Below are 19100 nucleotides of genomic sequence, written 5' to 3'. Positions count from 1 at the left end.
GGACTACGCGGAACACGCCTTCCTTCACGACACCTTGACGGACCCCGGGTCCGGGGACGGGCGCGGGCCGCCGACACCCGGCACCACCTTGCCCCGGTGCAGCGCGCTCTCCAGGTCGGCCACGGCCTGGAGCAGCAGCCGGGAGGCGGCGCGGACCAGGTCGATCCGGTCCGCGAGAGCGCTCCCGGCCGGTGCCTCGGCCGCCGCCTGCCGCAGCTGGAGCTCCCAGGCCTGCTGAGTGGCCCGCAGGCGGCTGAAGTCGACCGGCTGCCCGTCCCGGACCGCGTGCGCCGCGACCGCCGTGGCGTCCACCAGCGCGGCCGCGAACGGCGCCGCCCCCGGCACCGGCTCGGCCTCCCGCCCCGGCAGGTGGGCCTCCAGCAGCACACCGGACCGGCCGAGCAGCCCGACCGCCGCCCTGGCCTTCTCCAGTTGCTTGGCCGCCGGCACGGGCAGCGCGTGCCGGACCGGTTCGACCTCGGCCCGCTCGACCGCCAGCCGCAGCTCGGCGCGGGCCTCCCGGGCGTCCAGCAGCGCGCCGCGCACATGCTCGGCGCCGTGCGCGGCCGGTTCCCCGAAGACCGTCAGCACCGCCGCGCAGTACACCCCGCTGGCGGCGATCCAGTCGGCCAGCCGGTCTCCCAGCCGGGCGGAGTCCCAGCTGGGGAAGAGCGCGAAGGTGAGCAGCGCGACGGCACCGCCGAGCAGCGTCAGACCGACCCGGTCGACGGCGGTGGTCAGCAGGTGACCCCCTTGCAGCCCGAGCAGCGCCACCACGTAGCTGGACACGCACGCCGTCATCACCGCGTACCCGCTCGCGTTGGTCAGGTACGCGCCGGCGGCGCAGAGCACCGCGAGACCGGCCGACCACCAGGGGCCCGGGTGCAGCAGCTCGATCACCACGGTGGTGACCGCGACCCCGAGGATGGTGCCCGCCAGCCGGGCCACCCCGCGGCTGAAGGTCTGGCCGAAGTCGGGCCGGATCACCATCACGGCCGTCAGCGGAGCCCAGTAGCCGTGGTGCAGGCCGGCCAGGTCGGCGACCAGCTGCGCGACCGTGACGACGGTGGCCAGCCGCACCGCGTGCCGCAGCACCGGCGAGCCGGGGCGGATCGCGCGCCGGACCGCGCGCAGCACCAGCGGCACCATGCCGAACAGCGGGGGCCGCAGCAGCGCGGCGGCGGGGTGGCGACGGGGCGGCTCGGCGATCGGGCTGACGGTGTGCCGGGCGGTGCGGTCCAGGGTGTCGACGGCCCGGCCGAGCAGCGCGGTCAGCCGGCGGGCGGCCACCCGGGCCGGGCCGTGGAGCTGCTCGGACACCGGGGCCGGTGGGGTGTGGGTGGCGGGGAGCTCGGTCGCGGGGGCGGGGGGCTCCGGGGCGGGGGCGCCGGTGGCGGGAGGCTCGGCCGACGAGGGTTCGGCGGGTGCCTGCTGCGCCGACTGTCCGCCGAGGGCGAGGGCGGACGCGGAGCGCGGCAGGTGCAGCGCCTCACCGCCGCGGATCGCGTCCGCCACCGCGTCCAGCGTCTCGGCCGCGGCGGCCAGCAACTCGCGGATCCAGTCCCGCTCGTGGCCCTGGTCGGGCGCCCCGCCCCGAGCCCTGGGGTCGGCGAGCGCCGTCAGCGCGGGCCACATGGCCTCGGCCAGGCCGCGCAGTCCGCGCAGCTCGGGCGGCCGGTGGCGGTCCTGCCACGGGGTGAGCGCGGCGGCCTGGCGGGCCACGATCAGCGACTCCGGGTCGACCGGCGTGGTCGGGTCCTCGCGCAGCCCGCGCGCGTGCTCGGCCAGCGCGGCGTAGGCGTCGGCGAGCGCGTCGCGCTGGGCCCGCCAGCTGTCGATCGGCCAGAGCGCGATCAGCGCCGCCTGGACCACGCCGCCGAGCGCGCAGAGCAGCGCGTGGCCGAGCGCGGCCCCCACGCTGACGGGCAGTTGGACGATCACCAGCATCACCGAGACGGTGGTGGCCGCGACCACCCCGCCGGTCGGCCCGACCGCCCAGGCCAGCCCAGCCAGCAGCGCCCACAGCGCCAGCACCACCGGGAACAGCCCGGGCACCGAGACCGCCAGGTAGCCGGTGAAGGTGCTGACGCCCAGCCCGATGCCCGCCGCCACGGCGAGCGAGGGACGCGGCCGGAAGCTGCGCTGGAAGGTGGCCGCACCGGCGATCAGGGCGCCCGTCGCCGCCGAGGTGGCCGCCCCCGGTCCGCTGAGCGCCAGGACCGGGAACAGGACCAGGCCCACTCCGAGCGCGCCGCGCAGGGCGCGCTTGGGATTGGTGAGGGTGCGGTCCACGCGCAGGCCGGTGCGCGCGGTGTCTCGGAGGGCGTCGATCCAGGGCATGGCGAGCAGTGTATGCGGACGATGATCATCCGCACGGGGGCCGATCAGCCGCTGCCGGAAGGCACTGGGAGGCACCGGAAGGCACCGGGAGGTATCCGCCGACGTGGTGTCAACACGGTGTCAGGAGATCGCGGATCGGGATCAAGGAGGCGTCAGGGACACGGGCGGTGCGCCGGTGGGCGGGCTTAGCGTCGATCCTGCACGCACTTTCCGCTCCACCAGCTGCTGGAGGACCGCAATGAACCAGCGTCAGAACACCGAGGACCCGGAGCCTTCGGAACCCGTCCCGGCCGGACAGTTCCTCGTTCCCGTCCGGTCGGGTCCGCTGGGCCACACGGCCCGGCTCTTCCGTACTCCGCTCGGCGACCGCACGGCGGTCGCGTTCAGCAGCCTGGAGCGGCTCACCGCCGTCCTCGGCGACGCCCAGCCCTGGATCGCGCTGGCCGAGCCCGCCCTGCGCGCGCTCACCGAGCCGCTCGGCGTCACCACGCTCACCATGGACCCGCAGCTGGCCGCCCCCGCGCCGAAGCCGCTGCCGGCCCGGGCCACTGCGGCCGCCGCGGTGCCCGCCCGCTCCGCCGCGCCGTTCGACCGGCGCATGGTCCGCACGACCAGCGCCGCCTGAGCCCCGGGGCAATCCCCTGAACTCCTCCGGGTGGTCGTAAGCACCTTCCCCTGACGGCCGCCCGGAGGCACCACTCGCACCCCTGCCGTCCCCTGCCCGAGTCCTGAGTGAGGTCCCCATGAGTGTCGAGAACATCGTCGGCCTGCTGGTCGCCGTGGCCCTGGTGGGCTACCTGATCGTGGCCCTGCTCCACCCGGAGAAGTTCTAGGGGCCCTGGCGCCGGCGCCCTTCGGGCACCGTTCGGGCGCGGGCGAAGTGTCGGCGGGCGAGGATCGTGGCCCGCCCGACCCCACCCGAGGAGCCAGCCGTGCCGCATGTCCAGACCGTTCTCGGCCCGGTGACGCCCGACCGGCTGGGCCGGGTGCTCAGCCACGAGCACCTGCTGGCGCTGACCCCGGGCCCCGGTTCGGGGCAGGATCGGGTGGCGGTGGCGGTGGCGGCGCTCGGCGGCCTGGCCGCGTACGGGGTCGACACGGTGGTCGACCTGAGCCCGTACGGCGACGCCGGGCGGGACCCGCACGGGGCGGACGTCGCGCTGCTGCGGGAGATCTCGCGGCGCAGCGGGGTGCACATCGTCGCCGGGACCGCCACCTACCGGGCCGAGTTCAGCCCGCCGTGGGTGCGGGCGGCCGGTGGCGAGGAGCTGACCGGCCGTTTCGTCGCCGACGCGCGGACCGGGATCGGCCCGACGGACGTCCGGGCGGGCATCCTCGGCGAGCAGCCGACCGGGCTGGGCGAGGTGACCGCGCACGAGGAGACCGGCCTGCGCGCCGCCGCCCGCGCGCACCACGCCACCGGGCTCGCGCTCAACACCCACACCACGCACGGGACGATGGCCCTGGAGCAGCTCGCGATCCTCGACCAGGAGCAGGTGCCACGTGACCGGGTGATCCTCGGACACCTGGACAACCATCCCGAACTCGACTACGTGCGAAGGGTCCTGGACACCGGAGTGACCGTCGCCTTCGACTCGGTCGGCAAGCAGGACTGGGACCTGCGGACCCCGCCGCCGGCCGCCCCGCGCCCGGACGGCGAGTACACCAAGCGCTCGCTGCGCCAGAGTGACCTCACCCGGGCCCGGCGGCTGGCCCGGCTGGTCGCCGAGGGCTATGCCGAACAGCTCCTCCTGTCCCAGGATCTGACGGGAGGTCAGATGTATCTGAACCCGACCACCCACGGCCAGTGGGGATACCGCTACCTGCCGGCCGTCTTCCTCCCGCTGCTCGGCGAACTCGGGGTCGGCGAGCGGCAGATCGAGACCATGATGCGCACCAACCCGGTCCGCCTGCTCACCGTCGGCTGAGCCGCAGCGGTCACCATCGGCTCAGCCGCAGCGGCTCGGTCTTGTCCGACAAGCCCTGGGGCGGTCAGCCCTGGGGCGGTCAGCCCTGGCGCCTTCAGGCGCGGTGGCCTCAGCCCTGGCGGCTCGCGTGCACGGCCAGCACGGTCAGGTAGCGGCGGTGCACGTCCGCCCGGTCGGCCGGCTCGGCGACCGACTCCCTGCTCAGCCGGTCGATCATCTCCGCCTGGGTGAGCAGCACCTGCCGCTGCTCCTCGGTGCGGGTCTCGGCCATGATCTCGGCGAGCGCGTCCAGCAGGCGGATCAGCACGGCCGGCATACCGTGTGCCGCCTGGCGGATCTTCTCGAAGGCCCGCTGGACCAGCCGCTCGTAACCCACCGGCACGGCCAGTACCCGGATGTAACCGCCCTCGTCCCGGTGGACCGGGTTGGGCCGCCACCCCGCGGCGATCCGGCACAGCCCCTCGCCGAGCCAGTCGATGCAGGTCAGGGCGGTGAAGGTGTCGTTCACGGCGGTGGACAGCGCGCGGATCGCGATCTCCACCAACTGGTCGACGGCGAACGAGATGTCCTGGGCCAGGGTCCGGGACGAGCCGACGATGTGCGCCCGGGCGAAGCTGTGGGCCACCCCGGGCGCCGCCTCGGGCGGCCAGACCGTGGCCAGCTGGTGCCCCTCCACCAGGAAGTGCCCGGGACGGTGGTCGAGCCGGATCACCGCGCCGAGTTCGGTGGCGATGGCCACCAGCGTGCGGTGCCGGACGAACTGGAGGTAGCCGCTGGCGGGGGACGGCACGGTGGCGCCCTCGGCGTCCAGCCGGGCCTCCAGCTCGGCGGCCGAGGGGCCGTGCTCGACGCCGCCGGCCCACTCCGGCTCCCCCGCGCCCGCCTCGATCGCCGTCGACAGGTCGGCCGCGATGGAGGCGATGACATGCGGCAGCTGGATCGAGGTGGCGATGTGGTGGATGAAGTGGATCAGCACCGCGAGGTCGACCAGGACCAGCACCATGCACACGGTGATCGACAGGTGCGGCACGAAGTCGCCGTGCGAGGCGGGGCCGATGGAGATCAGCGCGAGCATCGCGAAGACGAAGGTCCCGACGAAGGTGCCCAGGGTCAGCTGGGTGGTGCGGTCGCGGATGAAGTTGCGCAGCATCCGGGGCCCGAACTGGGTGGAGGCCAGCGTCAGGGTCACGATCATGATCGAGAAGACCACGCCGACCACGGTGATCAGCGCCGCCGCGATGGCGGCGAGGATCTGGCGGGCCGCGTCGGCGGTGCCGCTGATCACCCAGGACGGCAGGGTGATCGACCCGCGGTAGGCGGCCCGGTCCAGGCTCCAGGTCGCCAGGAAGAGGCCGACGGCGAGGAACACCTCCAGCGTGGGGACCAGCCACAGGTTCGTGCGCAGCGCCTCGCTGCGCCACTGCGACTCCAGGTGAACCCTACGGATCACCTCGCCCACCACCCGTCCCTGACCAGGCCGGTTGACCATATCCACGGTAACCGCAGGTGGCGGGCCGCGCCCGGGCTGGGCCGCGGTGACGGCGCGACGTTGTGACGCCGTGACTCCGTGACGCCGTGACGCTGCCACGCCGCGACGCTGCGACGCTGCGACAACGGAGCTGGGGCGCGTCAGGGGCGCATCAAGGACGGGCGGGCAAGTGCAAAGGTCACGTCAAGGGCGCGCCGGGGCCGCACCTGCGAGTGATTGGCTGACCGCTGTCCGCGAGGACGGCTCACGTCCACCGCTCCTGGAGGTCCGCGCCTGATGCGCCGTTCGGTCCGCACCCCCGGCAAGCCGCCGACGCGTCCCTCCTGGTCGGAGCAGCCGGCCTCGGATCAGCCGGCCGAGGACTGGTTCCACCGGTCGGCCCCGGGGCCCGCCGCCCCAGCCGGCCCTGCCAGCCCCGCCGACCCCACCACCCCAGCCGCCCCTGCCGTCCCCGCCGTCCCCGCCGTCACCGGCAAGCTGATCGACCGCGAGCAGCTCCGGGCCGCGCTCCCCGTCGCCCTGCGCAAGCTGCATCCGCGCACCATGGCCAGGAACCCGGTCATGCTCGTGGTCGAGGTCGGCGCCAGCCTCACCTCGCTCACCGCCGTGCTGCACCCCAGTGTCTTCGCCTGGACCATCAGCGTCTGGCTCTGGCTCACCGTGCTCTTCGCCAGCCTCGCGGAGGCGGTGGCCGAGAGCCGGGGCAGGGCGCAGGCCGACTCGCTGCGCCAGGCCCAGACCGGCACCACCGCGCGGCGACTGCTGCACTGGCGGCTGGGCATCGCCGACAGCCCCCAGGAGGTCGTCCCCGCCGAGGAGTTGCTGCTGCACGACATCGTGCTCGTGCACGCCGGGGAGGTGATCCCCAGCGACGGCGAGGCGATCGAGGGCGTCGCCTCGGTGGACGAGTCGGCGATCACCGGCGAGTCGGCGCCGGTGATCCGCGAGGCGGGCGGCGACCGGACCTCGGTGACCGGCGGCACCCGGCTGCTGTCCGACTGGCTGGTGGTGCGGATCACCGCCCGCCCCGGGCAGAGCTTCATCGACCGCATGATCCGCCTGGTGGAGGGCGCGAACCGGCAGAAGACGCCGAACGAGATCGCCCTCAACATCCTGCTCGCCTCGCTGACCATCATCTTCATACTCGCCGTCGTCTCCCTGCAGCCGATGGCGATCTACGCGCACGCCCCGCAGACCACCGTCGTGCTCGTCGCCCTGATGGTCGCGCTCATCCCCACCACGATCGGCGCCCTGCTCTCCGCGATCGGCATCGCGGGCATGGACCGGCTGGTGCGCCGCAACGTGGTCGCCGTCTCCGGCCGCGCCGTGGAAGCGGCCGGCGACGTGGACGTCCTGCTGCTCGACAAGACCGGGACGATCACCTACGGCAACCGGCAGGCCGTGGACCTGCACGCCTTCCCCGGCGTGCCGATCGACCAGCTGGCCGAAGCCGCGCAACTCTCCTCAGCCGCCGACGAGACCCCCGAGGGCCGCTCGATCATCTCACTGACCGAGCGTCAGTTCTTTGTCCCGCCAAGGGAGGAGAACGAACTCGGCGAGCAGGAGTTCGTGCCGTTCAGCGCACACAGCCGGATGAGCGGGGTCGACCTGCACTGGCCGGACGGCTCGCTCTGCCAGGTCCGCAAGGGCGCCGCGGCCTCGGTCGCCCGCTGGGTGACCTCCTGCGGCGGGCGACTGCCGATCGAGGCCAAGGCGCTGGTCGACCGGATCGCCGCCGAGGGCGGCACCCCCCTGCTGGTCGCCGTGCACGACTGGCACGGCGCCCGGGCGCTGGGCGTCGTCCACCTCAAGGACGTGGTCAAGGAGGGCATCGCCGAACGCTTCGCCGAGCTGCGCAGGATGGGCATCCGCACCGTGATGGTGACCGGCGACAACCCGCTCACCGCCAAGGCCATCGCCGAAGAGGCCGGCGTCGACGACTACCTCGCCGAGGCCACCCCCGAGGACAAGCTCGCCTACCTCAAGCACGAACAGGCCAACGGCAACCTGGTCGCGATGACCGGAGACGGCACCAACGACGCCCCCGCCCTCGCCCAGGCCGACGTCGGCGTCGCGATGAACACCGGCACCGCGGCCGCCAAGGAGGCCGGCAACATGGTCGACCTCGACTCCAACCCCACCAAACTGATCGAGATCATCCGCGTCGGCAAACAACTCCTCATCACCCGAGGCGCGTTGACCACCTTCTCGATCACCAACGACGTGGCGAAGTTCTTCGCGATCATCCCCGCCATGTTCGGCCACTCCTACCCCGGCCTGGACCACCTCAACATCATGGGCCTGCACAGCCCGACCTCCGCCATCGCCTCGGCCATCATCTTCAACGCCCTGATCATCGTCGCCCTGATCCCCCTGGCCCTGCGCGGCGTCCGCTACCAACCCGCCAGCGCCACCGACTTGCTGCGCCGGAACCTGCGGGTCTACGGGCTGGGCGGACTGGTGGTGCCGTTCCTGGGGATCAAGGCGATCGACCTGCTGATCGAGTTCGTGCCGGGGCTGCGGTGACATCCGACGGCGCGGAGCCGTGCGCGACGGCACCCGCCCGGGAACAGAGGCGCACGACGGCGAAGCTCCGTTGGGTCAACCGGCTTGCGGCACATCGATGAGCGTCCGACCGTCGTGCGTCCGAATGCGCGGTGCCGTCTCACCCTGGAGGGCATCGAGCAGCCGCACGGCGTAGACCGCGTTCATGCGGTCGGCCACCTCGTCGCGGGTCAGCCACGCGACGGCAGTCGACTCGTCCGACGGCTGTTCGAGCCCACTCTCGGGCCGGCAGCGAAACACAAGGGCGACCACGCCCCGACTCACGTTCTTGTACACGCCGGTGAGCCGTTCCACCGAGACCTTGATGCCGGTCTCCTCGTACACCTCGCGCCGCACGCCGTCCTCGACCGTCTCCGACAGCTCCAGCACCCCGCCCGGCGGCTCCCAGGTGCCGTTGTCCGCGCGCCTGATCGCCAGCACCCGACCGTCCTCCCTGACGACGGCACCGGCCACGGATACGGAGTGGAGAGGCATTGACGCCCTCTCCGGGGCACTGTTACTCATGTACAGGAGAATAGGAGACCCTGCAGGACTACGGCGAGCGATGAGCCGGCCTACCTGCCGTGGGATGTCGTCAAGGACATCCCCGCGATGTTCGCCGAGAACCCGGGCGGCGGCGGGATCTACGCCCGGCTGGAGGATCACGGTTACGTCCTCGCCGAGCGGGCGCCAGCAGCCGGTGTTTTCGCAAACGGGCTCCACAAGGGGGCGCCGAACGGCAGTCTGCAGGGAAGCCGACATCCGTCAGGAGGACCCCGATGCTGACGCGCCGAGAGCTCGCCGCGGAGCTACTGAAGACGGTCGCGACCATCGCGCACGCTCACGTCGACGTCGACGTGCCTGAGCACGACGATCTGCGCCTGAGGTTGAGATCTGACGGCGGCGCGGAGCCGGCACTTTTGGTGGCAGCAAGATTTGCTGATAAGCCTGGCTGGCGGATCCTGAAGGTCGAGAGTGAGGGCGGCCAACTCTTCACCCTCTGGCTCACCGTCGAGAGTGACGAAGGACAGCCCACGTAGCAGACTGCCGGAACGACACCTGGCCCGACTGACTTTCCCTCACCGTGCCGCTGCTACGGCATCGGTGTAGAGCTCGGTGGTGTGATCCGCCTCGTCGATCCCCAGAGTCGTGAGGACCGCACGGATCGCCGCCAGTGCGTCAGCCAGCTCTGCCTCGGATGCAGCGGCTGTCTCGACCTCGATGAAGGTGGTGCCACCCAGCTCGGGCACCCGGACGAGCGTGGCAAGCATCTGATAGCCCCCGGCCTCGAATCCGTAGTTGCGGCACTGCTTCTCGAAAGCGATCGTCGGGGTGTAGCCGAGCCCGCGCACGATCGCGTGGGCAGCCACCGCGTCGCCGACACGGGTCTCGTGCTCCGGCTTCGAGCCCGAGGCCTCGTCCACCCGCGCGCCCTTGTACGTCAGCACCGTGCGGGTGTCGGTGTCGCTGTGCACCGTACGGATTCGCAGCTCACGGTCGCCCGCTCCGAGCGTGCCAACTGACGTGTCGTAGTAGGTGTCTTGATACACCTCGGGACGGCCGGGGCCGTGGGACTTCTCCAGGAGGTGCATCACCGCCTCCGGGTCCCGAACGACCGCCTTCAACTCAGCCTCGATCGCCATCGGTCCTCCTCAGATGATGCGTTGAGCGTGATCAATCATGGAATCAAACAGCCTCAGGAACCCGTGGTACAAGGGTCCGTGCGGGGTGCGTACCAACTTGTAGGTGGCGGACTCATGCCCCTCCCATGTGCCGGTGAACGCTCCGACGTAGAGGGTGCTGTCGAGCCTGATGATGCGCCAAACAGGGAGCGAGTCGTATCGGTAGACGGCGAGGGTACCGGCTTCTGCCAGTTCACGCAGCCGCGCCTCCGCCAGGAGCACGCCGCTCGCCAACGACTCGACCGACTCGCCGATCTCCGCGGCCCGCCGGGCCATGGCGGGGCTGTCGGGAGAGAGGAGGAGAACGCGCACCGTCGCCGGAAGGCCATCTTCGCGGTCGAGATGCGGCCGGAGGAGGGAGTCACGCAGCCCCAGCAGGCCAAGCCCGCGCACCGCGAGCACGTCGACCTCACGTGCCGTCCGAGCGAGGTGCTGGATCTCGGTTGCCGCAGCAGCCTGGTCACTGTAGACGCGGACGGCCTCAGGGAAGGCTGCCAGATCGAAGGCCGCGCCCCCAGCGTGCCGCTCACGCTGGGGCGCGAGCCCAAGTTGACGGCGCGCGTTATCAGGCATCGCAAGCCCCTCCGCGATTCGCTCGAACACATCCAGGCGCGACACCTCCCGCCGCCCACGCATGATCTCGTTGACACGTCCCTGGTTCATGCCGACGGCGACTCCGATACGTGCCTGGCTGGCGCCGCTGTGATGCTGGACCAAGCGAAAGAGCCCCGCGATGTTGCGCTCACGCAGCGCGTTGCGCACATCAGCGTGCTGCCAGGTGCGTTCTGACAGAACGAGCGGCATGAGGGAAGTTGCCACAGTGATCCATCCGGTCGGAATGGACTATCTCACCGTGAGATTACCGGATGGGTATCGAGAGTGACTGTCAGTCGTCCGATTCTGATGACCATGGCAGATCTCACGGTTCCGCCGCAGCCCACTACTGGGCTGCCGCCTACGGACCGACCCCACACTCACGACCAACTGCACGAGCGCGCGTGCATCACCTGCGGGTCCTCCTTGCCGCTGCTGCGGGCCGTAACCGACCACCGGCACACCGATCTCTACGTCGGCGTGGCCACCTTCCTCACCCAGTACGGGCTCCGCCCCGATCCCGCCGCCTACCTCGCCCACGGGTATGTGGACCTGTGCCTGGCCGCATGGCCCTCCGCATGCGGCGCCGAGTTGGACCTCGCTACCCGTTGGGCGGTGTGGACGTGGATCGTGGACGACGTCTTCGATACGGAGATGCTGGGTGCATCGCGCCAGTTGGTAGGCGAGTTCGCGCTCTCGCTGCTGCTCGTCGCGGGCGGTACTGCGAGGCCCGGACCCGGCGACCACCCCACCCTGCACGCGCTCGCCGCTCTCGTGGCGGATACGCGGGCGATGGTGCCGGAGTTCTGGTGGCAGCGGTATCTGACGCACCTGGAGGAGTGGGTGCACGCGGCTTCCGCCAAGCTGGTCGACTTCGTACAGCCGCAGCGCACGCCCACCCTGCGTGAGTACCTGCTGCTCCGGCCGGCCGACGGCGGCATGGTGCTCGCTGCGATGTGGTGCGAACTGGCCGGGCGGTGCGTCACGCCCGACTGGCATGACGCGCTGGTGCAGTCCCTGCTGCGCAGCTTCTCCACGGTCGGGTGCCTGACCAACGACCTGGCCGCCGCCGACTCCGACACCTTCACCGCATCCCGGGCGTTGCGGGTCGGCCAGGGGATGCCCGACGCCGAGGCGAGAGGGAAGGCGCGGGGGCTGCTGGAAGCCGAGGAGCGCCGCTTCTGGTGGCTGTGCACCGCTGTCCGCGACGATGCAGAGCTCGACACCGCCACTCGCCGCTTCGCTCACGTGCTCGACGACTTCCGCCATGCCCTGGCCGACTGGACGCGGACCAGCTCCCGCTACGTCCCCGGCTCGGTAGGCTCGGAGTCCGCTGTGACCCAAGGAGAGCGATGTCCGGCTACCTCACCGTCCTGACCACCACCGACAGTGCCGAGCGTGCCGGGGAGCTGGCCCGGGCCGGGGTGGGGGCGCGGGTGGCGGCGTGTGCGCAGATCGACGGGCCGATCACGTCGGTGTACTGGTGGGAGGGGGCGCTCCAGGCGGAGCAGGAGTGGCGGGTGGTCTACAAGTTGCCTGCCGACCGGTTCGGCGAGTTGGAGCGGATCATCTCGTCCGTGCACACCTACGAGACGCCGGAGATCATCGCCACCGAGATCACCCACGGCAGCGCGGAGTACCTGCGGTGGATCACTGCGGAGATCACGGACTGACGGCCTACTGATCCAACCAGTTGTCGAGCTCGGCGAGTTGGGCCCACAGGGCGCGCTCGGCCGGGCTCGCGGGCTCTTCCGGGCAGAGGCGCTCGGGGTGCTGCGGGGGTACGCCCCGGGGAGCGGCAACGTCGAAGGCGGGCTCGGGGGCCGGCTCGGGCGGCTGGATCCAGAGGGCGCCAAAGCCGACCAGAGCGCGCCAGAGGGCGGCGGTCAGCCGGGCGGGCAGTGCCCTGGCGGTGGGCCGCATCGGCGCGCTCCTTTCACCTCGGTGGCCGGTCGGACGTCGCCAGCATGCGCGGGCCCGCTTAACCCGCGCTAAGCCGTCGGGGCTTTAGGGCGCGCCTAGGTGCTGCTTAGGCCCGGTGCCAACCATCGAGATTCCGCTCTCTGTGACCGCACTCGATCATGGGACTGCCAATGGCCACGCCTTCCGAAGAGAAGATCGTCACTGCCCTGCGGGCATCGCTCCTTGAGAACGAACGGTTGCGGCAGCAGAACGAGAAGCTCACCGGGGCCGCAACGGATCCGATCGCCATCGTCGGCATGGGCTGCCGGTTCCCCGGTGGGGTGACCAGCCCGGACGGGCTCTGGCGGCTGGTCGTCGACGGACTCGACGCGATCGGCGGGTTTCCCGCGAGTCGCGGCTGGAACACCGAGGAGCTGTACGACCCGGATCCGGAGGCGGTCGGCAAGACCTATGCCCGCGAGGGCGGATTCCTGTACGAGGCCGAGCAGTTCGACGCCGAGTTCTTCGGGATCAGCCCGCGTGAGGCGCTCGCGCTGGACCCGCAGCAGCGGTTGCTGCTGGAGACCGGCTGGGAGGCGATCGAGCGGGCCGGCATCGATCCCGGGACGCTGCACGGCAGCAGGACCGGCGTCTTCACCGGGCTGATGTACGGCGACTACGGCTCCCGCCTCTTCGAACACACGCCGGACGGCTTCGAGGGCTACCTCGGCACCGGGAGCGCGGGCAGCGTGGCCTCGGGCCGGGTGTCCTACACCTTCGGCTTCGAGGGCCCGGCGATCACCGTCGACACCGCCTGCTCCTCCTCGCTGGTCACCCTGCACCTGGCCGTGCAGGCGCTGCGCAACGGCGAGTGCACGATGGCGCTGGCCGGCGGCGTCACGGTGATGGCGACCCCGACCACCTTCGTGGAATTCAGCCGCCAGCGCGGCCTGGCGCCGGACGGGCGGTGCAAGTCCTTCGCCGGCGCCGCCGACGGGGTGGCCTGGGCCGAGGGTGCGGGCATGCTGCTGCTGGAGCGGCTCTCCGACGCGCGGGCCAACGGGCACCCGGTGCTCGCGGTGGTGCGCGGCTCGGCGGTCAACCAGGACGGCCGGAGCAGCCAGTTGACGGCGCCCAACGGCCCCGCGCAGCAGCGGGTGATCCGCGCCGCGCTCGCCGACGCCCGCCTGACCGCCGACGACGTGGACGCGGTGGAGGCGCACGGCACCGGCACCACGCTCGGCGACCCGATCGAGGCACAGGCGCTGCTCGCCACCTACGGGCAGCGGAGCATTGCCCAACCGCCGTTGCTGCTGGGCTCGTTGAAGTCCAACATCGGGCACTCCCAGGCCGCCGCCGGGGTGGGCGGCGTGATCAAGATGGTGCAGGCGATGCGGCACGGCGTGCTGCCGAAGACGCTGCACGTGGACGCGCCCACCCCGCACGTCGACTGGACGGCGGGCGCGGTGGAACTGCTCACCGAGGCACGGGAATGGCCGGAGACCGACCACCCGCGCCGGGCCGCCGTCTCGTCGTTCGGGATCAGCGGGACCAACGCGCACATCATCCTGGAGGCGGCGCCCGAAACCGAGGCCACGGTGGAGGAGCCGGCCCCGGCCGTCGTGCCGCTGCTGCTCTCGGCCCGGACCGAGCCCGCGCTGCGCGACCAGGCCCGCCAGCTGGCCGCCCACCTGACCGAGCGCCCCGGGCTGCAACCAGCGGGCGCCGCAGCCGTGTTGGCGACCCGGGCGCAGCACGAGCGGCGCGCGGTGGTGATCGGGCAGGACCGCGAGGAGCTGCTCGCCGGACTGACCGCGCTGGCCCAGGACGAGGCGGCGGCCAACGTCGTCACCGGCAGCGCCGAGCAGGACGGACGCACGGTCTTCGTCTTCCCCGGCCAGGGGTCACAGTGGGACGGCATGGCCCGCCAACTCCTGGACGATTCCCCGGTCTTCCACCAGCACATCGAAGCCTGCGCCGAGGCCCTGGCCCACCACACCGACTGGTCACTGCTCGACCTGCTGCACCAGAAGCCGGACGCGCCCTCGCTGGAACGCGTCGACGTCGTGCAACCCGCCCTCTTCGCGGTCATGGTCTCGCTGGCCCGCACCTGGGAGTCCCTGGGCGTGCGGCCGGATGCCGTGATCGGCCACTCCCAGGGCGAGATCGCCGCCGCCCACATCGCCGGCGCGCTCAGCCTGGACGACGCCGCCCGCATCGTCGCCCTACGCAGCAAGGCCATCGCCACCGAGCTGGCCGGCACCGGCACCATGGCCAGCATCCCGCTCCCCGCCACCCAGGTCGAACCCCTGCTCACGCCCCACGACGGCAACGTCAGCATCGCCGCCATCAATGGCCCCACCAGCACCGTCATCGCCGGCACCGTCGACGCCGTGCACGCCGTGGTCGACCACTGCACCGGGCAGGGCATCCGCGCCCGCACCATCCCCGTCGACTACGCCTCCCACTCCGCCCAGGTCGAACCCATCCGCGCACAGCTGCTGGCCGACCTCGCCGACATCCAGCCGCAGCCGTCGGTGATCCCGTTCTGCTCGACGGTCACCGCCGAGGTCATCGACACCACCACCCTCACCCCCGAGTACTGGTACACCAACCTGCGCACCACCGTCCGCTTCGAGCAGGCGGTCCGGGTGCTGGCCGAGTCGGATCACACCACCTTCATCGAGGTCAGCCCGCACCCCGTGCTGACCACGCCGGTCGAGGAGACCCTGGACGGCACCGGCCACGCCTTCGGCACCCTGCGCCGTGACCACGGCAACCTCACCCGCCTGCTCACCTCCGCCGCCCAGGCGCACACCACCGGCACCCCCATCGACTGGAGCAGCGTCCTCCCCCGTACCGCCAACCCCGTCGAACTCCCCACCTACGCCTTCCAGCACCAGCCGTACTGGCTGGAGCCCACCGCCGCCACCGACCTCACCAGCACCGGCCTGCACCCCCTGGACCACCCCGTCCTCACCGCCACCACCACGCTGCCCGACGGCACCCACCTCCTCACCGGCACGCTCGCCCACGCCCGCCACCCCTGGCTCGCCGACCACGCCGTCCTGGACACCGTCCTGCTCCCCGGCACCGCGTTCGTCGAACTCGCCCTGCACGCCGCGCACCACACCGGCCACCCGCAGCTCGCCGAACTCACCCTCCACCAGCCCCTGGTGGTGTCCGAGGGCGCGGCGATCGAGCTCCAACTCGCGGTCGGCCCGCAGGAGGAAGGCGGCGCCGCGCCGCTCACCATCCACTCCCGCACCCACGAGCAGCCCTGGACCCTGCACGCCACCGGCGCCCTCACCGGCGCCGATCGGCAGCCCGCCCCCGTCAGCGGCACCTGGCCGCCGACCGGCGCCACCCCGCTCGCCGTCGAGGACCTCTACCCCCGGCTCGCCGCCCACGGCTACGCCTACGGCCCGGCCTTCCAGGGCCTGCGCGCCGCCTGGCGCGACTCCGAGGGCACCGTGCACGCCGAGATCAAGCTCCCCGAGGCGACGAGCACCGACGGCTACGGCATCCACCCCGCCCTGCTCGACGCCGCCCTGCACACCCTGGCGCTGAACGCCGAGGAGAGCGAGGGGATCCGGCTGCCGTTCAACTGGTCCGGCATCACGCTGCACGCGGTCGACGCGCGGGCCGTCCGGGTGCGCGTCACGGCCGCCGGGGCGGACGAGATCGCGCTGGCGATCAGCGACGAGGCGGGTGAACCGGTGGCAACGATCGAGGCACTGACGCTCCGTCAGATCGATCCGGCCCAGCTCGCCACGTCGACGCAGTCCGCCAACGACGCGCTCTTCCGGCTCGACTGGACTCCTCTGCAGGAACTTCCGTCGCCCGTCGGCGACTTGACTACTCTCGACGTGTCGCAGGACCTCGCCGCCCTGCTCGCGGCGGGCCCGGCGCCCGCCTACGTCCTCGCCACCCCGACCGACACGCCGTACGAGGACGCCGCCGCAGCCCACGAAGCCGCCCGCCGCACGCTCGCCCTGGTGCAGTCCTGGCTCGCCGCCGCGCCCGAGGCCGGCTCCCGCCTGGTCGTCCTCACCCGGGGTGCGGTCGCCACCCATCCGGCGGAGCAGATCGGCGACCTGGCCGCGGCCACCGCCTGGGGCCTGGTGCGCAGCGCCCAGACCGAGAACCCCGACCAGTTCGTGCTGCTCGACATCGACGGGCTCGACGTCTCGCAGCAGGCCCTCGCCGCCGCGCTCGCCACCGGGGAGCCGCAACTCGCCGTCCGGGTCGGCCAGGTCCTGGTACCCAGGCTAGCCCCGGCGGACAGCGCCGACATCCTGCGCCCACCGGCCGGTGAGAGCGCCTGGCGGCTGGACAGCACCGGCAAGGGCACCCTCGCGAACCTGGCGCTGTGCGCCACCGCCGAGCCCACCAGGGAGCTGGCCCCGGGCGAGGTGCGGATCGCGGTGCGCGCCGCCGGGCTGAACTTCCGCGATGTGCTCATCTCGCTCGGCATGTACCCGGGCTATGCGCCGATCGTCAGCGAGGGTGCCGGGATCGTCACCGAGGTCGGTGCCGAGGTCACCCATGTGGCGCCCGGCGACCGGGTGATGGGGCTGATCGGCGGCGCCGCGGGGCCGGTGGCGGTGACCGACCACCGGTGGGTGGTGCGGATGCCGAGCGGCTGGAGCTTTCCGCAGGCAGCAGCCGTACCGGTCACCTTCCTGACCGCGTACTACGGGCTGGTGGACCTCACCACGGTGCGGCCCGGCGAGCGGATCCTGATCCACGCGGGCACCGGCGGTGTCGGCATGGCGGCGATCCAGCTGGTCCGGCACTGGGGCGCCGAGATCTACGCCACCGCCAGTCCGAGCAAGTGGCGGGTGCTGCGCGAACTCGGCATCGACGACGACCACTTGGCCTCCTCACGGACCCTGGACTTCGAGCAGGCGTTCCTCGCCGCCACCGGCGGAGAAGGCGTCGACATCGTGCTCAACTCGCTGGCCCGCGAGTACGTGGACGCCTCGCTGCGGCTACTGCCGCGCGGCGGACGGTTCCTGGAGATGGGAAAGACCGACATCCGTGACGCGGCCGAGGTCGCGGCGGCGCACCAGGGCGTCGACTACCGCGCCTACGACATGATCCAGGCCGGTCCGGACCGGATCCAGGAGATGCTGGTCGACCTGCTCGACCTCTTCGAGCGCGGCGCGCTGCACCCGCTGCCCGTCCACGCGGTGGACGTCCGGCACGCACCGCACGCCTTCCGGTTCCTCCAGCAGGCCCGCCACACCGGCAAGTTGGTGATCACCCTGCCGCGCACGCTGGACCCGGAGGGGACGGTGCTGATCACCGGCGGCACCGGCACGCTGGGCCGGCACACCGCCCGGCACCTGGTCACCGAGCGCGGCGTGCGGCATCTGCTGCTGGTCAGCCGACGCGGGCCCGACGCCCCCGGGGCCGCCGAACTCGCGGCCGAACTGGCCGAGTCGGGCGCCGAGGTGCGGATCGCCGCCTGTGACACCACGGACCCCGCGGCGCTCGCCGCACTGCTCGACTCGATCCCCGCCGCCCACCCGCTCACCGCCGTGCTGCACAGCGCGGGCGCGCTCAGCGACGCCACCGTCGCGGCGCTCACCCCCGAGCAGCTCGACACCGTGTTCCGTCCCAAGGTCGACGCCGCCTGGAACCTGCACCGGCTCACCGAGCACCTCGACCTGACGGCCTTCGTGCTGTACTCCTCCGCGAGCGGCACCCTGGGCAGCCCCGGGCAGGCCAACTACGCCGCCGCCAACCAGTATCTGGACGCGCTGGCCCAGCACCGCAGGGTGCGCGGGCTGCCCGCGCTCTCGCTCGCCTGGGGCCTGTGGGAGGAGACCAGCGAGCTGACCGAGTCGGTCGACCGCGCCTCGCAGCGCCGGCTGGCCAGGAACGGCGTCCTCGCGCTGACCAACCGGCAGGGGCTCGACCTGCTGGACGCCGCGCTCGACGGCGCCGCCGACGCGGTGCAGCTGCCGATCCTGCTGGACCGCGCCGCACTGGCCGGCGCCACCGAACTGCCGCGCCTGCTGACCGGGCTCGGCACCCGACGCACCCGGCGCAGTGCGCAGCAGGCCGCCCCGGTCAGCGCCGAGGGGCTGCGCGGCAAGCTGGACGGGCTCACCGAGGCGGAGCAGACCGAGCAGCTGCTGACCCTGGTCCGCGGCCACATCGCCGCCGTGCTGGGCCACGGTTCGGCCCAGGAGATCGACCCGAGCCGGGCGTTCCAGGCGATCGGGTTCGACTCACTCACCGCGGTGGAGCTGCGCAACCGCCTGAACAGCGGCACCGGCCTGCGGCTGCCCGCAACCGTGATCTTCGACCACCCCACGCCCGCGGCCCTGGCCACCGAGCTGCGGGTGCTGCTCGCCCCCGCTCAGGCACCCGGCGGCGCCCAGGCGCTGCTCGCGGAGCTGGACCGGCTGGAGAGCGCCGCGCTGGCGATCGACCCGGCCGACGGGGACCTCGCCCTGGTCGCGGCCCGGCTGCAGGCGCTCTCCCGCCGCCTCGGCGGCGACCCGCTGACCGAGGCCGAGGTCGGCGAGATCGAGGCCGCCACGGACGAAGAGCTCTTCCGGGCGCTCGACAGCGAGTTCGGGATCCCTGAGGCATGACCGAGACGAG

The 19100-nt window shown here is 72.5% G+C and carries 14 protein-coding genes and 1 pseudogene; 9 read left to right on the top strand and 6 right to left on the bottom strand.

Translation table 11 applies throughout. From position 1 onward, the window contains the following. Positions 1-24 precede the first annotated feature (24 nt). Complete coding sequence (locus tag ACFZB9_RS16435; protein WP_391447634.1) at positions 25-2340, bottom strand: FUSC family protein; 2316 nt, start codon at positions 2338-2340, stop codon at positions 25-27. A gap of 238 nt (positions 2341-2578) precedes the next feature. Here ACFZB9_RS16435 and ACFZB9_RS16430 point away from each other — a divergent pair, with 238 nt between their 5' ends. The 3 genes from ACFZB9_RS16430 to ACFZB9_RS16420 all read left to right on the top strand — a co-directional run bounded on the left by ACFZB9_RS16430 (position 2579) and on the right by ACFZB9_RS16420 (position 4268). Continuing rightward, positions 2579-2965 carry an SAV_915 family protein gene (locus ACFZB9_RS16430; protein WP_391447632.1) on the top strand — a complete coding sequence of 129 codons (387 nt, stop codon included), beginning with the start codon at positions 2579-2581 and terminating at the stop codon, positions 2963-2965. Positions 2966-3083: 118 nt separating this feature from the next. Further along, positions 3084-3173, top strand: a complete 90-nt coding sequence (gene kdpF / locus ACFZB9_RS16425) for a K(+)-transporting ATPase subunit F (RefSeq protein WP_391447630.1) — start codon at positions 3084-3086, stop codon at positions 3171-3173. A gap of 99 nt (positions 3174-3272) precedes the next feature. After that, entirely contained in the window at positions 3273-4268 is a 996-nt protein-coding gene (locus ACFZB9_RS16420; RefSeq protein ID WP_391447628.1) for a phosphotriesterase, read from the top strand. A 109-nt stretch (positions 4269-4377) separates the two neighbouring features. Here ACFZB9_RS16420 and ACFZB9_RS16415 read toward each other — a convergent pair whose 3' ends face one another. Then, complete coding sequence (locus tag ACFZB9_RS16415) at positions 4378-5718, bottom strand: DUF2254 domain-containing protein (protein ID WP_391447626.1); 1341 nt, start codon at positions 5716-5718, stop codon at positions 4378-4380. Positions 5719-6033: 315 nt separating this feature from the next. On the opposite strand from ACFZB9_RS16415, the gene kdpB reads away from it, so the two are divergent. Then, the gene (gene kdpB / locus ACFZB9_RS16410) at positions 6034-8283 is read left to right on the top strand and encodes a potassium-transporting ATPase subunit KdpB (protein ID WP_391447625.1); all 2250 of its coding nucleotides are present in this window, start codon (positions 6034-6036) and stop codon (positions 8281-8283) included. A 75-nt stretch (positions 8284-8358) separates the two neighbouring features. On the opposite strand, the gene ACFZB9_RS16405 is transcribed toward kdpB, so the two are convergent. Further along, the gene (locus ACFZB9_RS16405; RefSeq protein WP_391448066.1) at positions 8359-8838 is read right to left on the bottom strand and encodes an NUDIX hydrolase; all 480 of its coding nucleotides are present in this window, start codon (positions 8836-8838) and stop codon (positions 8359-8361) included. A gap of 39 nt (positions 8839-8877) precedes the next feature. On the opposite strand from ACFZB9_RS16405, the pseudogene ACFZB9_RS16400 reads away from it, so the two are divergent. Further along, positions 8878-8985: pseudogene (locus ACFZB9_RS16400) on the top strand (GntR family transcriptional regulator); the annotation flags it as partial. A gap of 95 nt (positions 8986-9080) precedes the next feature. Continuing rightward, a complete protein-coding gene (locus ACFZB9_RS16395) occupies positions 9081-9341 on the top strand; it encodes a hypothetical protein (RefSeq protein ID WP_391447623.1) in 261 nt (86 codons plus the stop codon). Between the two features lie 39 nt (positions 9342-9380). Here ACFZB9_RS16395 and ACFZB9_RS16390 read toward each other — a convergent pair whose 3' ends face one another. After that, complete coding sequence (locus ACFZB9_RS16390) at positions 9381-9944, bottom strand: class IV adenylate cyclase (RefSeq protein WP_391447621.1); 564 nt, start codon at positions 9942-9944, stop codon at positions 9381-9383. A gap of 9 nt (positions 9945-9953) precedes the next feature. After that, entirely contained in the window at positions 9954-10787 is an 834-nt protein-coding gene (locus ACFZB9_RS16385) for a helix-turn-helix domain-containing protein (protein WP_391447619.1), read from the bottom strand. A 105-nt stretch (positions 10788-10892) separates the two neighbouring features. Between ACFZB9_RS16385 and ACFZB9_RS16380 the strand changes: the two genes are divergently transcribed. Together ACFZB9_RS16380 and cutA are read left to right on the top strand one after the other, a co-directional pair. After that, the gene (locus tag ACFZB9_RS16380) at positions 10893-11954 is read left to right on the top strand and encodes a terpene synthase family protein (protein WP_391447618.1); all 1062 of its coding nucleotides are present in this window, start codon (positions 10893-10895) and stop codon (positions 11952-11954) included. After that, entirely contained in the window at positions 11930-12250 is a 321-nt protein-coding gene (cutA, locus tag ACFZB9_RS16375) for a divalent-cation tolerance protein CutA (protein ID WP_391447616.1), read from the top strand. The genes ACFZB9_RS16380 and cutA overlap by 25 nt, the downstream gene beginning before the upstream one ends. A 4-nt stretch (positions 12251-12254) precedes the next feature. Here cutA and ACFZB9_RS16370 read toward each other — a convergent pair whose 3' ends face one another. Then, the gene (locus tag ACFZB9_RS16370) at positions 12255-12500 is read right to left on the bottom strand and encodes a DUF6059 family protein (RefSeq protein WP_391447615.1); all 246 of its coding nucleotides are present in this window, start codon (positions 12498-12500) and stop codon (positions 12255-12257) included. Between the two features lie 155 nt (positions 12501-12655). Here ACFZB9_RS16370 and ACFZB9_RS16365 point away from each other — a divergent pair, with 155 nt between their 5' ends. After that, positions 12656-19090, top strand: coding sequence for an SDR family NAD(P)-dependent oxidoreductase (locus tag ACFZB9_RS16365; protein WP_391448064.1), 6435 nt, complete (start codon positions 12656-12658; stop codon positions 19088-19090). Positions 19091-19100 lie beyond the last annotated feature (10 nt).

The sequence above is a fragment of the Kitasatospora sp. NPDC008050 genome (assembly GCF_042957465.1).
In the GTDB taxonomy this organism is placed as follows: domain Bacteria; phylum Actinomycetota; class Actinomycetes; order Streptomycetales; family Streptomycetaceae; genus Kitasatospora.
The sequence above is the reverse complement of the archived record's forward strand: the minus strand, read 5'-3'. Positions and strand labels throughout refer to the sequence as shown.

Bases quoted from the DNA above. Each gene is read 5' to 3' on its own strand.
- ACFZB9_RS16435 (WP_391447634.1), bottom strand. From the start codon at position 2,340: ATGCCCTGGATCGACGCCCTCCGAGACACCGCGCGCACCGGCCTGCGC.
- ACFZB9_RS16430 (WP_391447632.1), top strand. From the start codon at position 2,579: ATGAACCAGCGTCAGAACACCGAGGACCCGGAGCCTTCGGAACCCGTC.
- kdpF (WP_391447630.1), top strand. From the start codon at position 3,084: ATGAGTGTCGAGAACATCGTCGGCCTGCTGGTCGCCGTGGCCCTGGTG.
- kdpB (WP_391447625.1), top strand. From the start codon at position 6,034: ATGCGCCGTTCGGTCCGCACCCCCGGCAAGCCGCCGACGCGTCCCTCC.
- ACFZB9_RS16395 (WP_391447623.1), top strand. From the start codon at position 9,081: ATGCTGACGCGCCGAGAGCTCGCCGCGGAGCTACTGAAGACGGTCGCG.
- ACFZB9_RS16390 (WP_391447621.1), bottom strand. From the start codon at position 9,944: ATGGCGATCGAGGCTGAGTTGAAGGCGGTCGTTCGGGACCCGGAGGCG.
- ACFZB9_RS16385 (WP_391447619.1), bottom strand. From the start codon at position 10,787: ATGCCGCTCGTTCTGTCAGAACGCACCTGGCAGCACGCTGATGTGCGC.
- ACFZB9_RS16380 (WP_391447618.1), top strand. From the start codon at position 10,893: ATGGCAGATCTCACGGTTCCGCCGCAGCCCACTACTGGGCTGCCGCCT.
- cutA (WP_391447616.1), top strand. From the start codon at position 11,930: ATGTCCGGCTACCTCACCGTCCTGACCACCACCGACAGTGCCGAGCGT.
- ACFZB9_RS16370 (WP_391447615.1), bottom strand. From the start codon at position 12,500: ATGCGGCCCACCGCCAGGGCACTGCCCGCCCGGCTGACCGCCGCCCTC.